Origin of the sequence: Winogradskyella sp., assembly GCF_045105575.1 — a bacterium.
Classification (GTDB): domain Bacteria; phylum Bacteroidota; class Bacteroidia; order Flavobacteriales; family Flavobacteriaceae; genus Winogradskyella.
The window spans coordinates 35,965-60,903 of the sequence record NZ_JBGCDQ010000041.1; the positions used below are offsets into that span (position 1 = coordinate 35,965).

Annotated in this window: 19 protein-coding genes and 1 tRNA gene; 13 read left to right on the plus strand and 7 right to left on the minus strand. The window is 34.1% G+C overall.

Going from position 1 to position 24,939, the window contains the following annotated elements; all coding sequences use genetic code 11:
* Positions 1 to 107: 107 nt before the first annotated feature.
* The 4 genes from AB8B52_RS10025 to AB8B52_RS10040 all read right to left on the minus strand — a co-directional run bounded on the left by AB8B52_RS10025 (position 108) and on the right by AB8B52_RS10040 (position 3,314).
* Positions 108 to 1,286, minus strand: coding sequence for an acyl-CoA dehydrogenase family protein (locus AB8B52_RS10025; protein ID WP_406027670.1), 1,179 nt, complete (start codon positions 1,284 to 1,286; stop codon positions 108 to 110).
* A gap of 63 nt (positions 1,287 to 1,349) precedes the next feature.
* On the minus strand, positions 1,350 to 2,063 hold the full coding sequence (locus tag AB8B52_RS10030; RefSeq protein ID WP_406027672.1) for a tRNA1(Val) (adenine(37)-N6)-methyltransferase: 714 nt from the start codon (positions 2,061 to 2,063) through the stop codon (positions 1,350 to 1,352).
* A gap of 48 nt (positions 2,064 to 2,111) precedes the next feature.
* Positions 2,112 to 2,639, minus strand: coding sequence for a ribosome maturation factor RimM (rimM, locus tag AB8B52_RS10035; protein ID WP_406027674.1), 528 nt, complete (start codon positions 2,637 to 2,639; stop codon positions 2,112 to 2,114).
* A 180-nt stretch (positions 2,640 to 2,819) separates the two neighbouring features.
* Positions 2,820 to 3,314 (minus strand): 30S ribosomal protein S16, encoded by a 495-nt coding sequence (locus tag AB8B52_RS10040; RefSeq protein ID WP_406027676.1) that lies wholly within the window; start codon positions 3,312 to 3,314, stop codon positions 2,820 to 2,822.
* A 357-nt stretch (positions 3,315 to 3,671) separates the two neighbouring features.
* On the opposite strand from AB8B52_RS10040, the gene AB8B52_RS10045 reads away from it, so the two are divergent.
* From AB8B52_RS10045 to AB8B52_RS10085, 9 genes are all read left to right on the plus strand, one after another.
* The gene (locus AB8B52_RS10045; RefSeq protein WP_406027678.1) at positions 3,672 to 4,928 is read left to right on the plus strand and encodes a DUF6252 family protein; all 1,257 of its coding nucleotides are present in this window, start codon (positions 3,672 to 3,674) and stop codon (positions 4,926 to 4,928) included.
* A gap of 296 nt (positions 4,929 to 5,224) precedes the next feature.
* Positions 5,225 to 9,610: a DNA polymerase III subunit alpha gene (dnaE, locus tag AB8B52_RS10050; protein ID WP_406027680.1), complete on the plus strand. Its 4,386-nt coding sequence runs from the start codon at positions 5,225 to 5,227 to the stop codon at positions 9,608 to 9,610.
* A 13-nt stretch (positions 9,611 to 9,623) separates the two neighbouring features.
* Positions 9,624 to 10,226, plus strand: coding sequence for a DNA damage-inducible protein D (gene dinD, locus AB8B52_RS10055; RefSeq protein ID WP_406027682.1), 603 nt, complete (start codon positions 9,624 to 9,626; stop codon positions 10,224 to 10,226).
* Positions 10,227 to 11,544: 1,318 nt separating this feature from the next.
* Positions 11,545 to 11,862: a thioredoxin gene (trxA, locus tag AB8B52_RS10060; RefSeq protein ID WP_406027684.1), complete on the plus strand. Its 318-nt coding sequence runs from the start codon at positions 11,545 to 11,547 to the stop codon at positions 11,860 to 11,862.
* 200 nt (positions 11,863 to 12,062) lie between these two features.
* Positions 12,063 to 12,992: a DUF58 domain-containing protein gene (locus tag AB8B52_RS10065; RefSeq protein WP_406027686.1), complete on the plus strand. Its 930-nt coding sequence runs from the start codon at positions 12,063 to 12,065 to the stop codon at positions 12,990 to 12,992.
* 76 nt (positions 12,993 to 13,068) lie between these two features.
* Positions 13,069 to 13,142, plus strand: a tRNA-Asp gene (locus tag AB8B52_RS10070).
* A gap of 796 nt (positions 13,143 to 13,938) precedes the next feature.
* Positions 13,939 to 14,112 (plus strand): hypothetical protein, encoded by a 174-nt coding sequence (locus tag AB8B52_RS10075; RefSeq protein WP_406027688.1) that lies wholly within the window; start codon positions 13,939 to 13,941, stop codon positions 14,110 to 14,112.
* A gap of 181 nt (positions 14,113 to 14,293) precedes the next feature.
* Complete coding sequence (locus AB8B52_RS10080) at positions 14,294 to 16,243, plus strand: ATP-binding protein (protein WP_406027690.1); 1,950 nt, start codon at positions 14,294 to 14,296, stop codon at positions 16,241 to 16,243.
* A gap of 99 nt (positions 16,244 to 16,342) precedes the next feature.
* On the plus strand, positions 16,343 to 17,011 hold the full coding sequence (locus AB8B52_RS10085) for a response regulator (RefSeq protein WP_406027692.1): 669 nt from the start codon (positions 16,343 to 16,345) through the stop codon (positions 17,009 to 17,011).
* Between the two features lie 464 nt (positions 17,012 to 17,475).
* Here AB8B52_RS10085 and AB8B52_RS10090 read toward each other — a convergent pair whose 3' ends face one another.
* Positions 17,476 to 17,973 (minus strand): DUF456 domain-containing protein, encoded by a 498-nt coding sequence (locus AB8B52_RS10090; protein WP_406027694.1) that lies wholly within the window; start codon positions 17,971 to 17,973, stop codon positions 17,476 to 17,478.
* A 225-nt stretch (positions 17,974 to 18,198) separates the two neighbouring features.
* On the opposite strand from AB8B52_RS10090, the gene AB8B52_RS10095 reads away from it, so the two are divergent.
* The 4 genes from AB8B52_RS10095 (at position 18,199) to AB8B52_RS10110 (ending at position 22,730) form a co-directional block, all read left to right on the plus strand.
* Positions 18,199 to 18,558: a BlaI/MecI/CopY family transcriptional regulator gene (locus AB8B52_RS10095; RefSeq protein WP_406027696.1), complete on the plus strand. Its 360-nt coding sequence runs from the start codon at positions 18,199 to 18,201 to the stop codon at positions 18,556 to 18,558.
* Between the two features lie 2 nt (positions 18,559 to 18,560).
* Positions 18,561 to 20,966 (plus strand): M56 family metallopeptidase, encoded by a 2,406-nt coding sequence (locus tag AB8B52_RS10100; protein WP_406027698.1) that lies wholly within the window; start codon positions 18,561 to 18,563, stop codon positions 20,964 to 20,966.
* An 11-nt stretch (positions 20,967 to 20,977) separates the two neighbouring features.
* Positions 20,978 to 22,108 (plus strand): tetratricopeptide repeat protein, encoded by a 1,131-nt coding sequence (locus AB8B52_RS10105; protein WP_406027700.1) that lies wholly within the window; start codon positions 20,978 to 20,980, stop codon positions 22,106 to 22,108.
* Positions 22,109 to 22,253: 145 nt separating this feature from the next.
* Positions 22,254 to 22,730: a hypothetical protein gene (locus AB8B52_RS10110; RefSeq protein ID WP_406027702.1), complete on the plus strand. Its 477-nt coding sequence runs from the start codon at positions 22,254 to 22,256 to the stop codon at positions 22,728 to 22,730.
* Positions 22,731 to 22,815: 85 nt separating this feature from the next.
* Here the strand turns inward: AB8B52_RS10110 and AB8B52_RS10115 are convergent, their stop codons facing one another.
* Entirely contained in the window at positions 22,816 to 24,006 is a 1,191-nt protein-coding gene (locus AB8B52_RS10115; protein WP_406027704.1) for a glycosyltransferase, read from the minus strand.
* Positions 24,000 to 24,932, minus strand: coding sequence for a hypothetical protein (locus AB8B52_RS10120; protein ID WP_406027706.1), 933 nt, complete (start codon positions 24,930 to 24,932; stop codon positions 24,000 to 24,002). Before AB8B52_RS10120 ends, AB8B52_RS10115 begins: the two co-directional genes overlap by 7 nt.
* Positions 24,933 to 24,939: the final 7 nt, after the last annotated feature.

Below are 24,939 nucleotides of genomic sequence, written 5' to 3' on the forward strand. Positions count from 1 at the left end.
TTTTTTTGGAAGAGAAGCATGTTATAACTTGTATAGGGTTCTAAACTAAGGTTCGTTTAGTTCGAGGCTGAGATTCCTCCTGATAGCTATCGGGTTTCGCAGGAATTTTATTTAAAAGCATTTAAGCCAGTAACATCTAAGCCAGTAATTAACAAATGAATATCGTGTGTACCTTCATAAGTCACTACACTTTCAAGATTCATCATGTGTCTCATTATAGAATATTCACCGCTAATACCCATACCACCTAACATTTGTCTGGCATCTCTAGCAATGGTTAAGGCCATATCGACGTTATTTCGTTTCGCCATAGAAATTTGTGCTGAGGTTGCAGTCCCATTTTCTCGCATTACTCCAAGTCTCCAGGCCAATAATTGTGCTTTGGTGATTTCGGTAATCATTTCGGCTAATTTCTTTTGTTGTAATTGAAATTGCCCAATTGGTTTGCCAAATTGTATGCGTTCTTTACTGTAACGTAAAGCCGTGTCGTAACAATCCATTGCTGCACCAATAGCTCCCCAAGCAATACCAAAACGAGCGGAATCTAAACAACCTAATGGTGCTCCTAATCCAGATTTATTTGGTAATAAGTTTTCTTTTGGCACTTTTACGTTGTCAAAAATAAGCTCACCAGTAGATGACGCTCTTAATGACCATTTATTATGTGTTTCTGGAGTTGAAAAACCCTCCATACCTCGTTCTACAATAAGTCCGTGAATGCGTCCACTTTCGTCCTTTGCCCAAACTACGGCAACTTGACAAAAAGGGGAATTACTAATCCACATTTTAGCTCCATTTAAAAGATAGTGGTCTCCCATATCTTTAAAATTGGTAGTCATGCCTCCAGGATTAGAACCGTGATCGGGTTCGGTTAATCCAAAAGAGCCCATCCATTCGCCAGAAGCTAATTTTGGTAAGTATTTTTGGCGTTGTTCTTCGTTTCCATATTTCCAAATAGGATACATGACCAGCGACGACTGAACAGAGGCTGTACTTCGTACTCCAGAATCACCACGTTCAATTTCTTGCATAATTAAACCGTAAGAAATTTGATCTAAGCCTGCACCTCCATATTCTTCGGGAATGTAAGGGCCAAAAGCGCCTATTTCGGCTAAACCTCCAATAATAGATTTTGGAAATTCGGCTTTTTGTGCTGCTTCTTCAATAATTGGCGAAACATCACGTTTTACCCATTCTCTTGCTGCATCGCGCACCAATTTGTGCTCTTCAGTGAGTAATTCGTCTAAGTTATAATAATCTGGTGCTTCAAATAAATCTGGCTTCATCTCTGTTATTTACTAAATGAATAACAAAGGTAACGAAAACGTTTTCAGTGAACAATAGCTTAACTACATTTTCAGATAAAAATCTTTGGTGAGATTCATGTAATCTTCAGTGTAGTTATGCCGCTCAGTTTCGATAATTAATTCTGAGATTTGCACTGTGCTTTCTGTGTAGGAGAATTCTATAAGGCTTCTTTTTATTTCAGAGTTTTTATGCCCTCTAACTCTTAGGATACGATTTGGAAAGAGATCAATTAAACTGACTTCTTCAATGACTGTTTCCTCTTCTTTATATGGAATTATAATAGAAAACTTACCTTTATCTGAAAGAAAGTTTATCACAGCAAAAACAATGTGTTCTAATGGCATGGCATCACTAAAACGAGCTAAATTTCTGGACGTATCTTTCGTTTTGTAGTCTTCTGAATAGAAGGGTGGATTGCAGATTATTAAATCAAATTTTTCATCTACCGCTTCAATATATTCCAATAAAGAGGCATGAAAACAGAATAACCTATCATTCCAAGGTGAGTTTTCAAAATTTTCAGCACACTGCTCAAAGGCATCATCATCAATTTCTATAGCTTCTATTTGATTGGCATCACTTCTTTGTGCAATCATTAGGCTAAGGATTCCTGTGCCAGCACCTATATCTAAAACATTAAAAGGATGATGTGCAACAGAAGCCCAAGCTCCAAGTAAAACTCCATCAGTACCAATTTTCATGGCACAACGGTTTTGTTGGACTGTAAATTGTTTGAATTTAAATGGTTTAGTCATATGATAGGAAGTCTTTCGTTTTGCAAAGGATATAGCGAAGGCTTTTATTTACTCTAGGTATAAATCAATCAAACCTTCAGGCGTATTCAGTAGAATTGTTTTGTTTTTCCGATCAACCTTCACCATAAATTCGTCATTCATAGGAATCAAAATTTCAATACCATCGCGATCAATTTCAAATAAGGATTGCGCCGTAGAATCGTTGATGCTTTTCAAAATACCAACCTCACCAAAATTTTCATCTTTAATTGTAAAACCAATCACTTCATGAAAATAGAATTTGTTTCCTTCTAGTTTTGGTAATAAATCTAAGGGTAGGTACAAATGGGTTTTCATTAAGGCGTCAGCATCAGCTTCGGTATTAACATCTTCAAATTTTAAACGTAATAATTCTGATTTGTGTAATTGCGACGATTCTACAAAGAAAGGAATTAAATTCCCTCTCAGATCAATAAATATAGCATCTAAATTATCGTATAAGTCTGGTTCATCTGTATCTAGTTTGGCCAAAAGTTCTCCTTTAAAGCTGTACTTCTTTACAACCTTACCTAAATAAAAACAATCTTCTTTTTTCATGACAAAATATGGATTTGTCACCCTGAATTTTGTTTGTGCTGAATTTATTTCAGTATTTCAGGGTTTTCATTATTAAAGTTTTAGATGCTGAAACAAATTCAGCATTATGCAAAAGAAAGTTTTTTGCATAAAAAACCCAGACACATTAGGTCTGGGTTTAAAAGTATAAAAAATATTTTTTTATTCTTCTTCGTTAGAAGCAGTTTCTTCTGCAACTTCTTCAACAACTGGTGCTGCAGCGGCAATACGCGCTTCATTTACAGCTTTTTCAGCGTCTAAGGCTTTTGCTTTTGCTTCTGCATGAGCTTTAGATAAACCATCAGTTTTTGCTTCAACTTTTGCCGTTTTTTCTTCTAACCAAGCATTAAACTTTGCTTCTGCTTGCTCTTCTGTTAAGGCACCTTTTCTAACTCCACCAGCTAAATGATTTTTTAGCATCGCACCTTTATAAGATAAAATTGCTTTTGCAGTGTCGGTTGGTTGTGCACCATTTTGTAACCATTGTACAGCTCCGTCAACATTTAATTCAATAGTTGCAGGATTTGTGTTTGGATTGTAAGCTCCTAATTTCTCAAGGTATTTACCATCTCTTTTAGAGCGTGAATCCGCTGCTACGATCCAGTAATAAGGTTTTCCTTTTTTACCGTGTCTTTGTAATCTAATTTTTACAGGCATAATAATTAATTAATGAGGTTCTCGACCTCTGTTATTAATGAGGGCGCAAATATACTATATTTTTTTAATTTGTAATGTAGCTTATGTGTTTTGTTTAGCTAAAAATTTACATGATTAAAGTGAGAACGAGGATTTCATTACGACCATGGTATTTTGATGGATAATAAATGAACGAAAACATCTCTAAATTTAAATTATCTTTTTGTCTCTAGGAAACGAGAATGTCAGTACTCATAGCGTTTTATTGCTTTTTAGCGAAAAGAAAATACCAAGATGGCGACAATAATAAAAAATATTATACATTTGATATTCTTGTTTCCTTATATTTGAAACGAAGATAAAAGACACTTTTAAATGATGAAAAAATTAATCCTCTTATCTCTTGTTTTTCTAACAGTATTGAGTTGTGGTGACGAAGTACAATTTAGTTCTCCTGCATTTCAAGGCTCTTTTAATAATCAATTGTGGAGAGCACAAGCCTTCAATGCAACAATAGATGCAGCTGGATCATTAACAATTAAAGGTATTAATAATGCCCAGACTTTAGAGTTGTTTTTACCATCCGTAGCGACAGGAACTTACGTTTTAGGTGATGTTAATGCAATAGAAGCAAGATTTACAGGCGCAGATGGAACCGTATATTCTACAAATAATGAACCGTCTTCACCGAATACTACAGGCTATCCTAATGGCGGTGAGATAAGGCTGACCGAAATTTTAAACAATACGTTTACAGGAACATTCCGATTTAATGCTTTTGATATTACAGGACAAAGAGTCGTTAACTTTACTGGAACGACTAATGATGGTACTCCAGATGACCCAATTTTCGGTGGTATATTTTTCAGAATTCCTTTACTGTCTGGCACTATTCCAGCAAACCCAATAACGTGCACTGATGTAGAAACTGCTGCAGAAGCTGCTGAAATGGTCTACCTAGCAACTACTTCAAATGTAGAATTTATAATTAAAGAAGATTTTGAAGCTGCTTGTAGTGCTTATGTTGATGCCTTGATTGCTCAACGCAATTTTTGTGGTGATATTAATGGTACAATTCAGTCCCAGATTGAGGCAATTGATAGCTGCGCAATGACTTGTGCACAAGCTACGGATAATGTTACAGAAGCTTTTACACAAAATAACAATGCCTTAATTGGTGATTTTGTTGAAAAATGTGCACAGTACCTGTTTTATCTGCAAGAACAAATTGAAATTTGTGGAGACATGAATGGTAGTATTCAAGATAAAATAGATGCTTTAGATTGTGGTGACGCAGATAATGATGGTATTCCTAATGTTTTTGAGAATTTTGATGGTGATTCTGAAGGTAATTTAGAGGGTCCTGGCGATGATTCAGATCTTGATGGAATATTTAACTATTTAGATAATGATGATGATGGCGATGGGATACTAACGCAATTTGAAGCAGTTGATGCTGATGGTAATCCAATTGATACCGATGGTGATATTACCGTTAATTATTTAGATGCAGACGATGATGGTGATGGTATTTTAACAATCAACGAAAATGCAGATCCAAATGGTGATGGTAATCCTAATGATGCACTTGATACCGATGGTAATGGTGTGCCAGATTATTTACAGCCTAACTAAAGCGATAAAACTATAAATTATTTAAACGTTATTCTTAATTGAATAACGTTTTTTTTTGTTTAAAACTCTTTACAATTTCATTCTAAAAAAGTAGAAATTCTACGTAAATTTATAAGCTAACTTTTTATTTGTAATACCTTGTCATTTCGAGCGCAGTCGAGAAATCTCGAAGTCGTATTTGTTTTTTTAAAAGATATGCCTACTACGCTCAATATGACAATTTATGAAATATTAAACTTCAGAAATAATTAGAATAACAGTTTTTCCCCTTTGGGGAAATTAAAAGGGGCTTTTTTATGTACTTAATATTCGATACCGAAACCACAGGATTACCAAAACGCTGGGATGCACCAATTACAGATACCGATAATTGGCCAAGATGTATTCAGATTGCATGGCAATTGCACGATGGTATGGGCAACTGTATTGAGCATCAAGATTATTTGGTAAAACCAGAAGGCTTCAATATACCTTATGATGCCGAAAAAATTCATGGCATTTCTACCGAATTAGCCCAAGAACAAGGAGTTTCATTGTCTGAGGTTTTAGAAAAGTTTAACATAGCCTTATCCAAAACCAAATTTGTAGTCGGACAAAATGTAAAGTTCGATTTAAATATTATGGGAGCAGAATTTGTACGTGCAAACGTGACGAATCCACTTCAAGAATTACCCGTTTTAGATACCTGTACGGAACACACAGCAACCTTATGTCAACTGCCTGGTGGACGTTATGGAAAATTCAAACTACCAACATTAACAGAATTACACCAATATTTATTCAACAAACCGTTTGGAGAAGCACACAATGCTACCGCAGATGTCGAAGCCACCACGCGTTGTTTTTTAGAATTAATAAGACGCAAACAATACGCCAAAGCACAGTTAGACGTCGAGCCTGATTATTTTGAACAATTCACGCAAGAAAATCCTGCTGAAATTCAACTCATCGGTTTAAAACATATTAACCTTAAAAAAGCGAGTGCAGCCATTAACGCACGACTTCAAAAAGAGCAAACCGAAGCCATACCAGCGCAAGTCGATAAAGACGTTGTTGCGCAATTAGCTGATGTCGATTTTGTGCATTTACACAACCATTCGCAGTTTTCCATTCTGCAATCCACTATAAGTATTAAAGATTTGGTGGCAGCAGCAGCCAAAGAAGGTATGCCAGCTGTAGCCTTGACCGATCATGGAAATATGATGGGTGCGTTTCATTTTGTAAGTGCTGTTTCCAATCATAATAAAGGGGTTAAAGCACAACATAAACAAGCTGAAGAAGCCGGATTAGAGAAAAAAGGAAAACTTATAAAGCCTATAATTGGTTGTGAGTTTTTTGTCTGTGAAAATCATACGGACAAAACCAGAAAAGATAATGGCTATCAAATCGTGCTTTTAGCAAAGAACAAAAAAGGCTATCACAATCTCGCAAAATTATCATCTGCGGCATTCACAGAAGGGTTTTACTACTTACCAAGAATCGATAGAAAACTAATTGAGCAATACAAAGACGATTTAATTTGCTTGACAGGAAACCTCTATGGCGAAGTGCCAAGTAAGATTTTAAATATAGGTGAAAACCAAGCTGAAGAAGCGCTGCTTTGGTGGAAAGACACCTTTCAGGACGATTTGTATATTGAGATAATGCGTCACGATCAAGAAGATGAAAATCGTGTGAATCCTGTGTTAATTCAATTAGCAAAAAAGCACGATGTAAAATTAGTCGCATCAAATAATACCTATTACGTCGATCAAGAAAATGCCAATGCACACGATATTTTACTCTGTGTAAAAGATGGTGAAAAGCAAGCCACACCAATTGGTCGTGGTCGTGGTTATCGTTATGGTTTACCAAATCAAGAATACTATTTTAAGTCTTCGGAAGAGATGAAGGCACTCTTTAGAGATGTGCCAGAATCGATTGTAAATATTCAAGAAGTGGTTGATAAGGTAGAACCTTATGAACTAGCACAAAGTGTATTATTACCAGTTTTTGATATTCCTGAAGAATTTAAAGATACAGCAGATATAGCTGATAAAGGCAAACGAGGTGAAAATGCTTTTCTAAGACACCTCACCTACGTAGGTGCAAAAAAACGTTATGGAGACATTACACCAGAAATTGAAGAACGTCTCGATTTTGAGTTGAGTGTTATCGAAAAAACAGGCTATCCAGGCTATTTCTTAATTGTTGAAGATTTTATTCGCGAAGCCCGAAAAATGGACGTTTCCGTTGGTCCTGGTCGTGGATCTGCAGCAGGTTCGGTAGTTGCGTACTGTTTGTGGATTACCAATATCGATCCTATTAAGTACGACTTACTTTTTGAGCGTTTCCTAAATCCAGATCGTGTGAGTATGCCAGATATCGATATCGATTTTGATGATGAAGGTCGTGGTCGTGTTATGGATTATGTAATTGATAAATATGGTTCTAATCAAGTGGCTCAGATTATTACTTACGGCACCATGGCTGCAAAATCTTCGATTAGAGATACAGCCAGAGTTTTGGATTTACCATTAAATGAAGCCGATCGTATTGCCAAGTTAATTCCGTTAATGTCCAAACTCGGAAAGATTTTTGGACTCACAGAAAAGGAATTGGCTAAAAAGTTTAGAGCTGAAGATTTAGAGAAAGTCAACGAACTGCTCAATATTTCTGATGGTGAAGATTTACAGGCCGAAACTATCAATCAAGCCAGAATCTTAGAAGGGTCCGTTCGTAATACAGGAATTCACGCTTGTGGAGTAATTATCACTCCAGGCGATATTACCAACTATGTCCCTGTGGCTTTGGCTAAGGATTCCGATTTATATGTCACCCAATTTGATAACTCTGTTGTAGAAGATGCAGGTTTATTAAAAATGGATTTCTTAGGATTAAAAACCTTAACCTTAATTAAGGATACGGTGAAGATTGTAAAGGCGAAACATGATATAACTCTAGATCCAGAGAATTTTCTTTTAGATGATGAGAAAACATACGAGTTATTCCAAAAAGGCGAAACGGTTGGTGTATTTCAGTATGAATCGCCAGGCATGCAAAAGCACATGAAGAATCTAAAGCCAACGGTTTTTGATGATTTAATTGCCATGAATGCCTTATATCGTCCAGGACCAATGGAGTATATTCCAAGTTTCATTGCGCGTAAACATGGAGATGAAGAGATTGTGTACGATTTACCAGAAATGGAAGAATACCTCAAAGAAACTTATGGTATTACAGTTTACCAAGAGCAAGTAATGCTACTGTCTCAGAAATTGGCAGATTTTACCAAAGGTGAAGCCGATGTTTTGCGTAAAGCCATGGGTAAAAAGCAAATTGCGGTTTTGGATAAGATGAAACCAAAATTCATTGAACAAGCCGGAGCCAAAGGACATGACGCGAAAATCTTAGAGAAAATTTGGAAAGATTGGGAAGCCTTTGCACAGTATGCTTTTAATAAAAGTCACTCGACGTGTTATGCATGGATTGCCTACCAAACGGCCTATTTAAAAGCGCATTATCCAGCAGAATATATGGCTGCGGTTTTAAGTAATAACATGAATGATATTAAATCCGTCACCTTCTTTATGGAAGAATGTAAACGGATGCGTTTGCCAGTTTTAGGACCAGACGTTAATGAGAGTTATTATAAATTTTCGGTAAATAAAGACAATGCCGTTCGTTTTGGAATGGGAGCGATAAAAGGTGTTGGTCATGGTGCTGTAAAAACCATTGTTGAAGGCAGAAAAGAAGATGGTCCTTACAAATCTATTTTCGATTTGGCCAAGCGAATCGATTTGCGTGCAGCCAACAAAAAAGCCTTCGAAGGTTTAGCTAATGCTGGTGGATTTGATTGTTGGTCAGATACACACCGCGCACAATATTTTGCGCACGATGGTGATGGCATTACCTTTTTAGAAAAGGCCGTTAAATACGGAGCCAAACATCAAGAAAATGAAAATTCTGCCCAAGTGAGTCTATTTGGTGCTGCAAGCGATGTTCAAATTGCAGAACCAGAAGTGCCACCATGCGAAGATTGGGGAACGATGGAAAAACTCTCACGCGAACGCGAAGTGGTTGGTATTTATATTTCTGGGCATCCTTTAGATGATTTTAAAACCGAGATGAAAACCTTCTGCAACGGCACCATAGATTTATTCAATAATTTGGAAGCCATAGTGAACAAAGAAGTCACGTTTGGAGGTGTCGTTACAGACGTACAACATCGTGTGAGTAAACAAGGAAAAGGTTGGGCGATTTTTACGGTTGAAGATTACAGAGACAGTTTTGAGTTTAGAATATTTGGAGAAGACTATTTAAAGTTTAGACACTTTTTTGTCATCAATTCTTTTGTTTACATAAGAGCGTTTGTGCGTGAAGGTTGGGTCAATAGAGACACAGGTAAAAAAGGTGATCCAAGAATTCAGTTTAACAGTTTCCAGTTGTTGCATGATGTGATGGATACTTATGCTAAAAAATTATCCATACAATTAAACATAAAAGATTTAGAACAAGATAAAATTTCGGTGTTGTACGATTTAATTAAGTTCCACGAAGGCAGCCAAACCCTCAACTTTGTAGTGTACGATAATAAAGAAAAAATAAAAGTACAAATGCCAAGCCGAAAAAATAAGGTTAAGATTTCACAGGAACTTTTGGATGGCTTGAAGGAGGCTGATGTTATGTATAAGTTGAATTAGAAAAGAGGGTACTATGAAGTCTGAAATAATAAAATCATCAGCAGATAATTTTGAAAACCATTCTCAAACAACTGAAAATGGAATTGAATTTTGGTTTGCAAGGGATATTCAACAATTATTAGGATATAAAGAATGGAGGAATTTTCATAAAGTTATTGTTAAAGCCCAAATTTCTTGTGAGGCATCTGATAATCTAATCTTAGACCATTTTGTTGACGTCAACAAAATGGTATCAATTGGTTCTGGAAGTAGCCGAGAGATTGAAGATATTATGTTGACAAGATATGCTTGTTACTTGATTGCACAAAATGGAGATCCAAGAAAAGAACAAATTGCTTTTGCTGAGAATTATTTTGCTATTCAAACTAGAAAGTTTGAAGTAATTGAGCAAAGAATAAAAGATTGGGAAAGATTACAAGCCCGTTTAAAACTTACTTCTTCAGAAAAAGAGCTTTCAGAGCTTATATATAAAAAAACAGGAAGTGATAAAAATTTCGGTTTAATAAGAAGTAAAGGAGATAAAGCTTTGTTTGTTAAAACAACGCAACAAATGAAAAATAAACTTGGTGTTCCTAAAGGTAGGGCATTAGCAGATTTTCTTCCGACTAACAATTAAAGCTAAGGATTTTGCTACTGAGATTACTGTATTTAAAACAAAGGAAAAAGGGTATATAAGAGAAAGTAGTATTTCTCATGAACATATTAAGAACAATAAAGGAGTTAGAGGATTACTTATCGAAAGAGGAATTAAACCAGAAGAATTACTTGCGGAAGAGGATATTAAGAAATTAGAAAGGAGGGTTACTTCTGAATCTAAGAAATTGGGAAAAAATCCAGATAAATTAAAATGACAAATTAAATCATAGCCGTTGTAAGTGTTTCTGCTAAAAATACAAACCCTGAATTTTTTGATAATAACTAATTTAACTAGTCGGTTTTTTAACCATTTTACTGACGTCAAGAAAATGGTCAAATCATGTCTTCTATTAAGAACTTATTAAGACCTTTCAGGTTTTCGTCACTAACCGAAGCTTTAGCGCAGGTTAGAAACCTCAAAGGTCTGGTAGCTTAAAACCTTAGGTAGCAAGATCATAAATTGGAGAACTATCCTGCAAGGTTTCAAAAACCTTGTAGGTATATATTAGGCTTCCCTCAGTTATCATCAGTATTAAAAATGTTGAATGTTCAATAGTCGGTGCGTCCCGTTAGGGACTTTATATAGGTAATAACATAAACACTACACGTGTTAAGCGTGCCTTTAGGTACGCCATATGTTATACCTAAAGGCGCATTTTTTAAACGGATTTTTAACTTTTATCAATATGAAGTCCCTAATGGAACGAATAATCTTTTCAATATCAAACCTATGTCCTGTTCCGCAATTTTTGGCGATTGCCATTGACAATTTCCCAAAACAAAATTATTACTTGCGAAATCTATATCAAAAACACCACATTTCGTAAGTAATAATTAATACCTACATATAGGAATTCTTAATTTTATCGTGACAAAGACCTTTCAGGTGTGGTGGCTGAGCGAAGTCGAAGTCAAAAATTGAAAGGTCTCGAAATAACTCAGCCTTATATTAAAGAATAACTCAACTTGTTAAGACGCGTATAAATGTTACTCAAGCAAATAATGAATGTCGTCAGAATAAAGGAACTATTTTGCAAATAAGCCAAGCGCAAAGGATAGGAACGGCATCCTTTTTTGCTTTGGTTGCTGAGCGAAGTCGAAGTAAAAAGCAAAAAAGATATAGTGGATAGCCTGACCCTTTGGGTTGCGCCCAAAAGCATATATATTTCACTAATAGCATCATAATCAAATCAAATACTTGCATTGTAAGGTTTCGGAAATATTTTGACTAATTTTGTGTGCTTGTTAAAAGATAAGCATAGTAACTAAAGTAGAATTCAATATTAAAAATAAATATTATGGCATTAGAAATAACAGATGCAACATTTGAAGAAACAGTATTAAAGAGTGATAAACCAGTTGTGGTTGATTTTTGGGCTGCTTGGTGTGGACCATGTCGTATGGTTGGACCAATCATTGACGAAATTAGCGCAGAATACGAAGGTAAAGCTGTTGTTGGTAAAGTAGATGTGGACGCTAACCAAGAATTTGCGGCAAAATACGGAGTAAGAAACATACCTACGGTTTTGGTTTTTCAAAACGGAGAAGTTGTTGGGCGCCAAGTTGGTGTTGCACCTAAAAATGCATATTCAGACGCTATTGACGCACTTTTATAGTCGATACTCAGAATAGTTCTAAAAGAAATGATAAAAGGTTTGCCAATGCGGCAAACCTTTTTTAGTTTGGACAAGCCTTAGGTATTAGGTCATAGGTGCCAGGTATGATTGGGTGAAAAACTAAGAATTCGTTTTTAGCGAAATAGATAAACACAAGTAGCAAATTCCTTCCCTCTGGGAAGGTTAGGATGGGCTTTTTTATGGACATACAACAAGAACTAAATAAAGCAGGAGGTTTTAAAAACCTCGAATTACTCGCCAAACAAGTGGTAGAAGGTTTTATTGCAGGTATGCATAAAAGTCCGTTTCATGGATTTTCGGCAGAATTTGCGGAGCACAAAATTTACAATCAAGGAGAAAGCACCAAACATATTGACTGGAAACTCTATGCCAAAACAGACCGACTATATACCAAGCGTTATGATGAGGAAACCAATTTGCGTTGCCACATTATTTTAGACAATAGTACCTCTATGCATTATCCGGAAACGGCTGGTACATCTATTGATAATCTTAACAAAGTCGCATTTTCGGCTTTGGCAAGTGCGTCGTTAATGCATATTCTTAAAAAACAACGCGATGCGGTTGGCTTAAGTATTTACAGTGATAATTACGATTTTTATTCACCAGAAAAGGGTAGTGAACGTCACCACCAAATGCTACTGCATAAATTAAGCGAGGCCGTGGTGTCTAAACCCGAAACTAAAACCACGGAAACGTACAGGTATTTGCATCAGATTGCAGAGAAGATTCATAGAAGATCTTTAATTTTTGTGTTTACAGATATGTTTCAAACTGCGGAAGACGACGAAAAATTATTTGAAGCTTTAAGACATTTAAAGCATAATAAGCATGAAGTGGTTTTATTTCATGTATTCGATAAAGAAAAAGAATTGACTTTTGATTTTGATAACAGACCAAAGCGATTTATAGATGTAGAAACAGGTGATTATATTAATTTGTATGCTGATAATATAAAAGATAACTACGAAAAAGCTGTACGCGACTACTTTACAGATTTGCGCATACGTTGCGGTCAATATAGAATTAAGTATGTTGAAGCCGATATTAATGCTGGCTTTAATAGCATATTAACGACCTACATGATAGAGCGTCAAAAATTTGCGTAAATAAATATCTATTTTTTTAGTTTTTTGTTTGCGGTATTAAAAATGCAGTGTATATTTGCCCTTGCAATTAAGCAACGGTCTGGTAGTTCAGTTGGTTAGAATGTCGCCCTGTCACGGCGAAGGTCGCGGGTTCGAGTCCCGTCCAGACCGCTAAAATTGCTCAATTAAAGCTTCAAGAAATTGAGGCTTTTTTTAAGCAAGATTCTCAATTTTATATGGGAATTAAAAATGTTGTGTTGTCTCAGAGAAATCTGAGAAGTAGTTTACCAAAGCAATTTGGTAATCCAATGAGAAGCTTTCCTTTCTTTAGTATTCTGTAGCCTTGGCGAAAGAATATTTTTTGAGATTGGGATGCTTTTTTGTTTTGTAACAGATATAGAGGTTTTAAATTCAACTAATTGTTGGACGCTAGACACGTTCATTTACCGTATCATATTTAGTATTGACTGTTCTAATAAATTGAATTAACGTGATAAAAAGCGAGTGTTATAAAAAGGACGATTAACTTTGGTAAAAAATAGCTTACAAGCGGTTATTGTACTTATTTAGGCGCTGTTATTACCATATTTTGAAGTTAAACAGCTATATATTAGAAATTTAAAATATGAGTTCTGTCGTCTAAAGTAATTGTTTTCAACAGGTTATGAACAATTTAAACGTGTTTCATCGGTAAAATAATACATTTTATCTGTAAAATATTTGTCTATTTCATAATTATATCTATATTTGTAGTCCTTCGTAAGACCTCAAATCGCTTATCAAGGAACATTTAATCCATTTTACGCTTAGGCATGTAAGTGTCTGAAAAAAACGTCCCTCGTTTTAATTTTAGTATCGTTTTAGGCTTTGCCTATTACAATTAATAATCCATTCCTTCCCTCGGAATACCATTTTGTGTGAAGCATTTTTTAATGCTGATTATTTTGTAACCCTAAATTAATACTATATGAAAACCCTAAAAATTACCTTAGCCCTTGTCGCAGTTTTATTATTGACCGTTTCTGGTGTCAACTCAGATACTGTTGTGGTTAATGAAAATGCGGCTACTGTTAAAGAGTATAGTCCTACTGATTTATTAGCTGTCAATAAAAAGAAGTTAAAATTACAAACGAACGGATAAGGACATATCCATTATTTGTCTTATACAAAGCCTTTATTCTAAATAAAGGCTTTCCTTGTTTTATGTCGCCTAATTTGTCTATTTTTATTTTTAAATACGAAATCAATTGCGGCGATTATTATTTTTTGTTATTTGTTTTTTATTGGTTCTAACTTGTTCATATTCTCAAAGTAAAGAGAAATTGGATTCTATTAATTATTATATTGAACTTTCTGAAAATTCTCAATTTAGTTTAGAAAATAGATTAAAATATGCTTTAAATTCTCGTGAAATATCAGATGAAATTGATATTGATTCGATTAGTTTGAGAGTGCAACGAAATTTATCTTTAGTCTATTTTTATAATGAAATGTATAATGAATACATATCAATAAATCGAGAAAACCTTTCATTAGCTAAAACTTTACAAGATTCCGTGGCAATAACTGTTGCTGCATCTAATCTAGGTTCTTATTACAGATATACTCAACAGAACGATAGTTCTTATTATTACTATTCTAAGACTTTAGAGTTCTTTCCTACAAACGAAATATCTGAAAAGAAGGCAAATGCTCTTTTGTATATATCCGATATACAGCAAATTGAGAAAATTTATACTGGTGCGGAGGAAGATGCGATTAAAGCACTTTCAATTTTAAATAAACTGCCTAAAACAGAGTATGGATTAGATATGTATTGGAGTCTGTATAATTTACTTGCTATAAATGCTTATGAGTTAGAAAATTATAAGAAGTCGATAGAATATTATGACAAATCTATTCAATATGCTAAGGAAATGCAAGATGGTTTTATTAATGAGATTTATTCAATAAATAATAAGGCAAATGTTTATAGGGAAATCGGAGAATATCAAAAAGCAATTAAGTTATATGAAGAGCTTTTACTTTTAAAATCCAAGTACGAAGAGGATGATCCTACGTTTTATGCTGTACTTATTAATAATATAAGTAAAGCCAAATTTGAATCAAACAATTATATTTTTTCAGAACTCGAATATGATTATAAGAAGGCTTACGAGATTGCAGAGACCTTAAATGACGAAATAACATTAATGTCATTTTCGTTGGATTTATCAGATTTTTATTTAAAAAACAATTATCAAGATTCTGTTAGAAAGTACGGAAAAAACGCTTTGGAAATCTCAAAAAGGGTGTTTGAAAATGAAGTGAGACAGAAGGCTTTACTTAACTTATCATATGTAACTAATGATAGTGAAAGTAAAAATCTATTATTAGAACATATTCGCTTATCAGATAGTCTGAGAGCAGAAGAAAGAAACGTTAGAAACAAATTCGCAAGAATAGAATTCGACACCGACCAAATAGAAGCCGAAAACGAACAAATCTCTAAGGAAAATTTATATCTAGGTATTCTCTCAATCGGCTCAATTTTAACGGCTTTACTGACGTATCTTTTCATTTCGCAACGTGCAAAAAACAGAAAATTGAAGTTAATACAAGTGCAACAAAAAGCAAATGAAGATATCTATAACCTTATGCTTGGCCAACAAGACAAGGTCGATGAAGCAAGGGCAAAAGAAAAAATAAGAGTGTCCGAAGAATTGCATGACGGTGTTTTAGGACGTCTTTTTGGTGTGCGTTTAAGCTTAGACAGTATCAACTTTAACGAAGGCAAAGAGGCGATGATGACTAGGGCAAAGTATATTGCCGAACTTCAAACCGTTGAACAAGAAATTCGTAAAATATCTCATGAGTTAAATACCGATTTTGTGTCAGGTTCAGGATTTATAGACATAGTTTCAGAACTTATTGAAGCCCAAACTAGTGCTTACGATTTAGCATACCAGTTCAATTCTTCCGACGATATTAGCTGGGATCTGGTAAGTAATAAAACTAAAATCAATATCTATAGAATTATCCAAGAGTCGATGCAAAATATCCATAAACACGCGCATGCAAAGACGATAAAAATTAGTATTCTATTAGAAAATGACGTAATTTGCTTAAACATCAGCGATGATGGTAAGGGTTTTGATGCTTCTCGAAGTAAAAAAGGAATTGGACTCAAAAATATGACATCTCGAGCAGAAGACATTAATGGTAAAATAAATTTTATATCTAAAACGGGGCATGGAACAGAAGTAAAAGTTGAAATTCCTTACACGGACTAACGCAAGTTTTATCGTCTAGGTTTTAGGACTTAAGTTTCTTTTTTGAATCTTTAGGTTAGATTTTAGAACTATCTTAGAGCAAATATCACAAAGACACCAATGAAGCATATTAACATTTTAATGGTAGACGATCACCCAATTATAATTGAGGGTTATCAGAATGTGTTAATGGCAACAAAGCAAGAAGATCAAACCTTGCATATCGATACGGCAAATAATTGTGATGAAGCTGTTTCAATGATCAACCGTGCTTCAAAAAAATATCCCTATCACGTTTGTTTTTTTGATATTAGTTTACCACCATCCCAAGACGGGAAATATGCATCTGGAGAAGATTTAGCACTTTTAGCAAAAAAGTTAATGCCTAGAGCTAAAATTGTTATTCTTACCATGTTTAATGAAACCTTTAGAATTCATAATATTATTAAAGAAATAGATCCACAGGGTTTTCTTATAAAAAGTGACCTAACGTCTATGGAATTGGCTGACGGCTTTCAGCAAATATTAAAATCACCACCGTATTACAGTAGTACTGTAAATAATTATTTGAAACAAACCATTTCAAGTGATATCTATGTTGATGATATTAACCGCAAAATTCTTCACCTTTTGTCTCAAGGGATTAAAACTCGAAGCTTAAATGAATATATAGACATTTCTACGAGTGCGATAGAAAAACGTAAAAAACATCTTAAAGTATTGTTCTCTGTTGAGGACGGAAAGGACGAAACGCTGTTAAAAGCGGCAAAGGATAAGGGTTATTTATAAAAAACAGGAAAAAACACACATTTTTTCAAGATAAAAATCGCTCGTAACCGTTGTTAATACTGAAAACTACGGTTTTTCCACAGCAAGTTTGCGGTTTTTCCACAGCAAAAAGTTAATGCAGTCACTTATATTGCACCATCAACAAGAATTAATTAATCCCTCATTAAGTAATTGTTGAATTAATAGCAAGAGCAAACCTAGTCACATTTTATGTGGCTAGGTTTTCGTTTTAATTAGAGTTCGTTTTAATGTTTGTTTACAGTTTAAATGGGCTTTTCTTCAATTTGTACTAAAAATTAATCATAATTAATTGATCCTATAATATTTGAATTATTAATAATTGTCCGTTCGAGCGTAGTCGAGAACTATTGATGTACTTCTGGTAGGTTTCGACTGCGCTCAACCAAACAGTGGCTAATTAATTATCAATTCTCAGAAGCAACTATCTACTGATCTCTATTGATTTAATACCAGTTTCCGCCATGTTCTGATAGCTTCACAATAAAAAATCCCAAATAGACAATGGCAACAATAAATTTTAAAAATGTTGAAGCTATAAATCCAAGAAAAGAACCAAAAGCCGCTTTTAGTGCTTTATCCATATCATTTCGGTGCATCAGTTCACCAATTAAGGCACCAATAAAAGGACCAATTATAATTCCGAACGGAATGGGAGAAAGTAATCCTATAATTAAGCCAAGTGTGGTGCCAATCATTCCGGCTTTACTGCCACCAAAACGTTTGGTGCCAATAGCAGGAATAATATAATCGAGCACATAAATAAAAATTGCGAATAACAAGGTAGCGATTAAAAACGTCTGACTCAATTCTACACCTTCCGTAAAATGAAGTACTAAAAGACCAGCCCAACTGGTTAGTGGTCCTGGTAATATGGGTAAAAAGCTACCAACAATGCCTAAAATAATAAGAAGTAGTGCAAGAAGCACTAAAAAAAGTTCCATAGTAACGTATTAAATTTACAGATAAGACGCAACAAACAGACCAAAGTTACATTTTAACAACTAAAAACTTAGTTGAACTAATTTTCTAGTTATATTTGCAACATGTTTTCCTACAATCACGTTGTAATCCTGAATTTGTTTCAGGATCTTATAATCAATTAACCAAAAGAATTTTATTAAATCTTAATTCGATTTAATCAGGTTTTGAAACAAGTTCAGAATAAAATGAAACAACTCACAAAAGCAGAAGAAGAAATAATGCAAGCCTTATGGCAGCTAAAAAAAGCGAACGTTAAAACCGTTATCGATTTGTTGCCAGAACCAAAACCTGCCTATAATACGGTTTCGACAATAGTAAGAATTTTAGAAAGTAAGGGCTTTGTAGATTACGAAAAAAAAGGTAAAGGTCATGTGTATTTTCCTATTGTGGCGAAGGAAGTCTATAGCAATCAGTCCATAAATAAATTAGTAGATAATTATTTTCAAGGTTCTTTTAAAAGTATGGTGTCGTTTTTTGTTCAAAAAAATGATGTGGACGTTAAAGACATAGAGACATTATTAAATGAAATTAATAAAAACGATTAATAATGCTGTATTCTATTCTTCAAATTATAGCCTTTCAAGCCTTATTTTTATTGGTTTACGATTTGTTTTTAAAACGAGAAACCTTCTTCAATTATAACAGAGCTTACCTAATCGTCACCGCGATACTTTCTTTGGTATTGCCATTTATAAAGTTTTCAGAATTAAAAATAATGGCAACTAAAGATTTGGTAATTCATTTGCCCGAAGTGTTTATTGGCGAAAAAACACCAACGGTTTATGATGTGCAAATAGCCGAGCAGGCTGGTATTATTTTAGAACAACCACCAACTCCTATTTGGCAAAGTATTGCTATGGTTGGTATGGCAATTGCTACCTTAATTTTTCTATATAAAATAGTAAAACTTTACAGCTTAAAACATAAAAATCCAAAACGTTGGCAAGGGAATGTACTCATTGTAAAGTTGATAAAAAGTAGTGCAGCATTTTCATTTTTCAACACTATTTTTTTAGGTGAACAGATTTCCGAAGACGAAAAACCTACCATTTATCAGCACGAATTGGTACATATTAAAGAACTACACACCATAGATTTATTGTTTTTTGAACTGCTACGCATCCTGTTTTGGTTTAATCCTTTGGTCTACATGTATCAAAACAGAATCAAAGAATTACATGAATATATTGCAGATGCCAAAGCTGTAAAACAAAGTGGAAAAGCCGATTATTATAAAAGTTTACTCACACAAGTCTTAGACGTTAATCACGTTTCATTTACCAATACATTTTTCAAAAAATCATTAATCAAAAAACGAATCGCTATGTTACAAAAAACGAAGTCCAAACAGTTGCATCTTATCAAATACGGATTGCTAATTCCTATGGTATTTGGCATGTTAATTTATACGTCTGCGGAAGTGAGGGCTCAGGAAAAGACAGATGAGATTCAAGAGTTGAATCAAGAGTTGACTGATGCAGAACTTATTCAAAAGTATTATGATGAATTTGTGCAAATGGAAAAAGATGGAGCTACATTTTTTGAAATTATGGATTATGGTGGTTTTAATGAAGAAAGTCGTTCTAACTATTTGGATTCAAAAAATGACTTTTTTAAATCTAGAGCACTGTTGAATTATATTTCAGATATGGGAATTCAACGTAAATCCCAGAACGGCACTTTAACGCAATACGATATTGATAGCTCGGAAGATATGAAAAATGCAGGTCTTAAAACTTATGAAGATTATTTGGAATGGAAAAAAACCAAAGAAGCTAAAGATTTATGGGAAGCTAGTGCAGGAGATGGCGAAATTAGACTATTTATTGAGGATTTTGGAAACATGACTAATAAAGAACAGAATCGTTACGATCTATCTGTAAAACAAATAGAAACAGACGCAAATTTTAACAAGTTAATTGTTGCTACACCTCGTTCTCTTATGGTCTTAACAGATTTTAAGAAGTCAAATTCTATGAATTCTTTAACGATTTCAGGTAGTAGTCAATCAACCGAAGTCCCATTCTCAGTAGTAGATGAAACACCAACAACGGTTGATTGTAAAGATTTAGCAACTAATAAAGAGCGCAAAGATTGTATGAGTGCTTTTGTCAATAAACATATTGGTAAAAATTTCAATACGACTCTAGGCGACAGCTTAAATCCAGGAAAAAAACGAATTTTTGTAGCTTTTAAAATTGATAAAGAAGGTTACGTTAAAGACATAAAAGCCAGAGGACCAAGTGTTATTTTAGAACAAGAAGCCAAACGTGTGGTGGCTACCTTACCGCAATTTATTCCAGGCAAACAAGATGGTAAGTTGGTAGTAGTGCCATTTTCTATTCCTATTGTATTTCAGGTGGCTGGTGATGCTAAAACAAACAACACCAAATCTTATGAAGAACTCGTTGCGCAGCGCGATCGGATTTTAAAAAATTCAAATGATAAGAATCCAGCGGTTGTGTACTTGAATCAGCAGATTGAGGCTTTAAAAAAAGAGACTATGGAAACAGTTGCTAAGGAGACGCATATTGAAATTATAGAGGAGGAGATTATAGAGGTTACTGAAAATTCAGATGAAATTCCGTTCAGTGTAATAGAAGTGGCACCAACGCACCCAGATTGTAATTCCTTTTCTGAGGAGACGAAACGAAAAACCTGTACGTCAGCTGCTGTTAACCAACTTGTAGGTAAAAATTTCAATACCAATTTACCGAAGACCTTAGGGCTACCTTCTGGTCCAAAGAGGATTTTAGCTCAATTTATAATCAATAAACAAGGTGAGATTACAAATGTAAACGCAAGAGGTCCGCATCCTCAATTAGAAGAAGAAATTGTTAGAGTCTTAAAATTATTACCAAAATTTACACCAGGTAAACAAAAAGGCAAACTTGTAAATGTCCCTTTTTCATTACCAATTGTGTTTACTATTAAAGGTGATAAAAAAGAGTAATAACCTATTCTATGAAATTAAAATTAGTGATATTCTGTGCCGTTTTTATCAACTATTTAGATGCTCAAAATCTAAAAGAGCAAGCAGACGATTTGTATGCCAATGGTAATTACACAAAAGCCATTGCCACGTATAAATCAGTATCGAATTTAGACGATGTTTATGATAATGTCGCTAAGGCCTACATCGCTATTGGTAATTATGGAGAAGGTGTAAATTATTATGAAAAGGCAACACAAGCAAACACCGACAACCTTTTATTAAAATACGAATTTGCCAAACTATTAACCAAAACGAAGAAATACCCAAAGGCAAATCAATTGTTTAATGCCTTAATTGTTTCAGATAGTATGAATCCTAATTACCATTACGAGTTGGGTGTGGTTTTAGAAAAGCAAAAGGATACTGCAGCGTTGCAACGGTTTATAACAACTTATGAGCTGGATGGTACACACCAAAAAGCCATTTTTAAAATCGCAAAATACCACCTAATGAAGCGCGAGTTTATAATAGCACATCAATTTATAGATCGTGGTTTAGAAAGTTATGATACAAATGTAGAGCTGATTAGTTTAAAGGCCCAAACCTATTATTACCAAGAATATTATACCAAAGCGATTGTATGGTTTAAGAAGTTATTAGACTTAGGTGAGCAGTCGGAATTTATTCATGAAAAATTAAGCTTAAGTTATGCGCGGAATTCAGATTATGAAGATGCCATTTATCATAGAAAACAAGTGCTAAAATTTAGTCCTAATGACCCAAATGCGCTTTACGTTATTGGTCTGTATTATGAAAAATTAAATGATTTTGAAAAAGCCGAGGAGTACGTTTCAAAAGCATTAGTATTAAAGGATCAATCCTTGTCGGATGAATATCAAAAACTAGGCACCATATTAAATCGCCAAAAGAAATACGATAAAGCGATTAAAGCCTTTCAGAAATCATTAAAAGAAGACCCATCTAATATCATGTCTGAGTTTTTTATTCTGCGAACAAAAGATGAATTTTATGCCGATTTAGATTCAAAAATTAAACTTTACGAACGGTTTATGACAAAACATCCCAAAAGTCCGTTTATAAAGTTTGCAGAAAGACGGCTTAAAGACTTAAAAGAAGAAAAATTCTTGGAGGATAATTAATAGGTACTTTCCAAAGAAACGAAATTTGCAGCCTTTGCCTTAGAACCTAAAAACGAGTCGGTTTTAGGTTTATTTTAAAAGGCATTTTATAGGTAGATTGGTATTCTATAAAATATTCGTATTTTTCCCTATTAGAAATTTGCTAATGAGACCAATTCTATTTCTTTTTATTTTAGGCTTTGCAACGTCTTGCAATTATTTTGAAAAGAAAAAAGTCTATCCTGAAGATTTATTGAAGGAAGAGCTACAAACCTTTAATTGGAATGAAGTCGATATCTATCCGACCTTTAGTAATTGCGACGATATGATTACAAAAGAAGACAGCAAGGCTTGTTTTCAAAATACCTTAGTGTCTCATGTCAATCAATTTTTAGAAGCTCAGAATCTGGTAGTTGCAAATGATGTTAATGACACCATTATGCTTAAGATAAAAATTGATAATTTGGGTGCATTAGAAATAGAATCTATAAATATACAATCTAAAACACTTAAAGAAATACCAGAAATAGAGCGTTTATTGCGCCAGAGTTTAAAAAGTATTCCAAAAATTTTTCCTGCTATAAAACGAAGACAACAGGTGACTACCACTTTTGAATTGCCTGTAATTGTAAAAATTGACTAATCACAGTTTCAAATAAAATTTACGTACAACAGAAATGTTTTGATAAAATAGTCTTGGTGTTTTATTTTATTTAAAATTATTCTATCTATTTCTTAAAAGTTCGGCCTTTCCAACGGTAAGATGTAAAGAAAGATAAGAAGGCAATACTCACATTAAAAAATGGATAAAGCAAGCTGGCAAACACATAGGAAAGCAAGACGTTTTCTTGTTTAAAAAAACGTGCGGTTTTAAACAACAATAAAAAGTCGATACTGAATTTAATAACCACTAAAGCAGCTGCAATTTTAGGGAAGGTGATCTCTAATAAAACTGCAAGAATCAGCGCTAAAATGGCTAAGTTTCCTAAAAGTACTATGACTCCAACCAATTTAACAAACCAGCTTTTATAATGGCTAGTTTTTGAAGCCCAGCGTAAACGTTGTTGTACTAAATCATCGAAATTTTTGGCAGGTTGCGTGGTTACGATGGTTTTTACAGACTTTAAATACTGTACTTTTTTAGCATCTTTTTCTAAGAATTTTTGAAGCAGAAAGAGGTCGTCTCCGCTCGATATGCTGTCGTTACCTTCAAAGCCGTTAACTGATATAAATTCAGATTTACGATATGCAAAATTAGCGCCATTACACATTAGTGGTTTTTTAACACCAAAACCACCAATAGTAGCACCTTGTAGACTCAAAAAATCTAAAGACTGAAAGCGATTCAAAAACGACGTTTTAACATGATATTTTACTGGTGCTACAATACTATTGGGTTGGTGAAGTTGAATGTATTCATCAAACGTATCGAGCCAATATTTTGGTAAGATACAATCTGCATCTGTAGTAATAATCCAATCGAATTTTGAAACTTGTATCGCTGAGGTAATAGCATCCTTTTTTGGTGAATTTGAACTTCTTATATTGTCAATGCAATAGATCTGTCCTCGGTTATTATGAATCACTTCGGTTGCGCTTAGCGACGGATGTTTCGTATTAAAATACTTGAAGGGTTGTTTTGAACAAAAGCTTTCAATTATTGAAACCGAATCATCCTCAGATTCATCATTGACTAAAATAATTTCAAATAAGGATTTTGGGTAATTTAACTTCGCAATGGAGTCTAACAGCGTATGCAGATGTTCAGCTTCATTTCTAAACGGAATCACTATTGAGAATTTTGTTTTCGCTGATAAATCTTGCAGTTTAAAATTGTCAACTTTATCAAATCCATAGACCAGCATTCCAATAACTAAAAGGTAGAGGACTGTGATACTAATAAGACATGAGGTTAACATGGTTCTAAGGGTTTAGGAAGTTTAAAATTTAATACAAAATAGCTTCCAAAGATACTCGGAATTACAAAATTAAGCAGCCACATCAGGCTTGTAATGGATAATATGGTAAGTTCATTAATATCAGCAAAGCCGAATAAAAATACCGCAATACTACCTTTAATAATGACATCAAAAATTGAAATCGTTGGCATAACGGATGCCAATAAGTACATACTTGTAATGATAATCATAGCATCATAATAAGTTAGTGGAACACCAAATAGTACTAATAAATAATAAAACTGAAATGAAAATATAAGATAGCGAATTAAAGAAAACGCTAAATTGAAACCATGAATTTTAAAAGGTATGGTTCGAGTAAACTCCATGAGCGCTGTAACCGAAAACCCTTTAATTTTAAACCGTTTTTGTTTTAATATAACCACTAGGATGACACCAAACATAAAAAGTAGAACCAAAGGAGGAATCATTTTATGGTAATTAAAATTGAGTTGATACTGTTGCACAAATAAAATAAGACCGACGCTACCAAAAAGAACAGTTATAGTCATTTGCGCCATATGTCCCAAAAGATTAAGCAATAGAATTTTGGGTCGCAATGACTTTGCAAAGAATAGGGCTTTTGCTCCATAATCTCCAATCCGATTTGGTGTCATTACCGCTGCGGTATGTCCACCTAAACTTTGTTCTAAAGCAGAAATAAAACCAAACGGTTTTAAGGTCTTTACTAAATATTGCCATTTTAAAATTTCAAAAAACCAGTTAAAACTGCTTAAAATGACTAAGAAAAAGACCGTTTTTATTGAAAATGCGTCATTTTTATTTAAAAAAGACCAAAATTGGCTAAATTCTAATGCGGCATTTTTTGTGAGTTTCGCATAAATAAAATAAAATGCACTAACTACAATGCTTATCTTAATAAGCACAACCAAG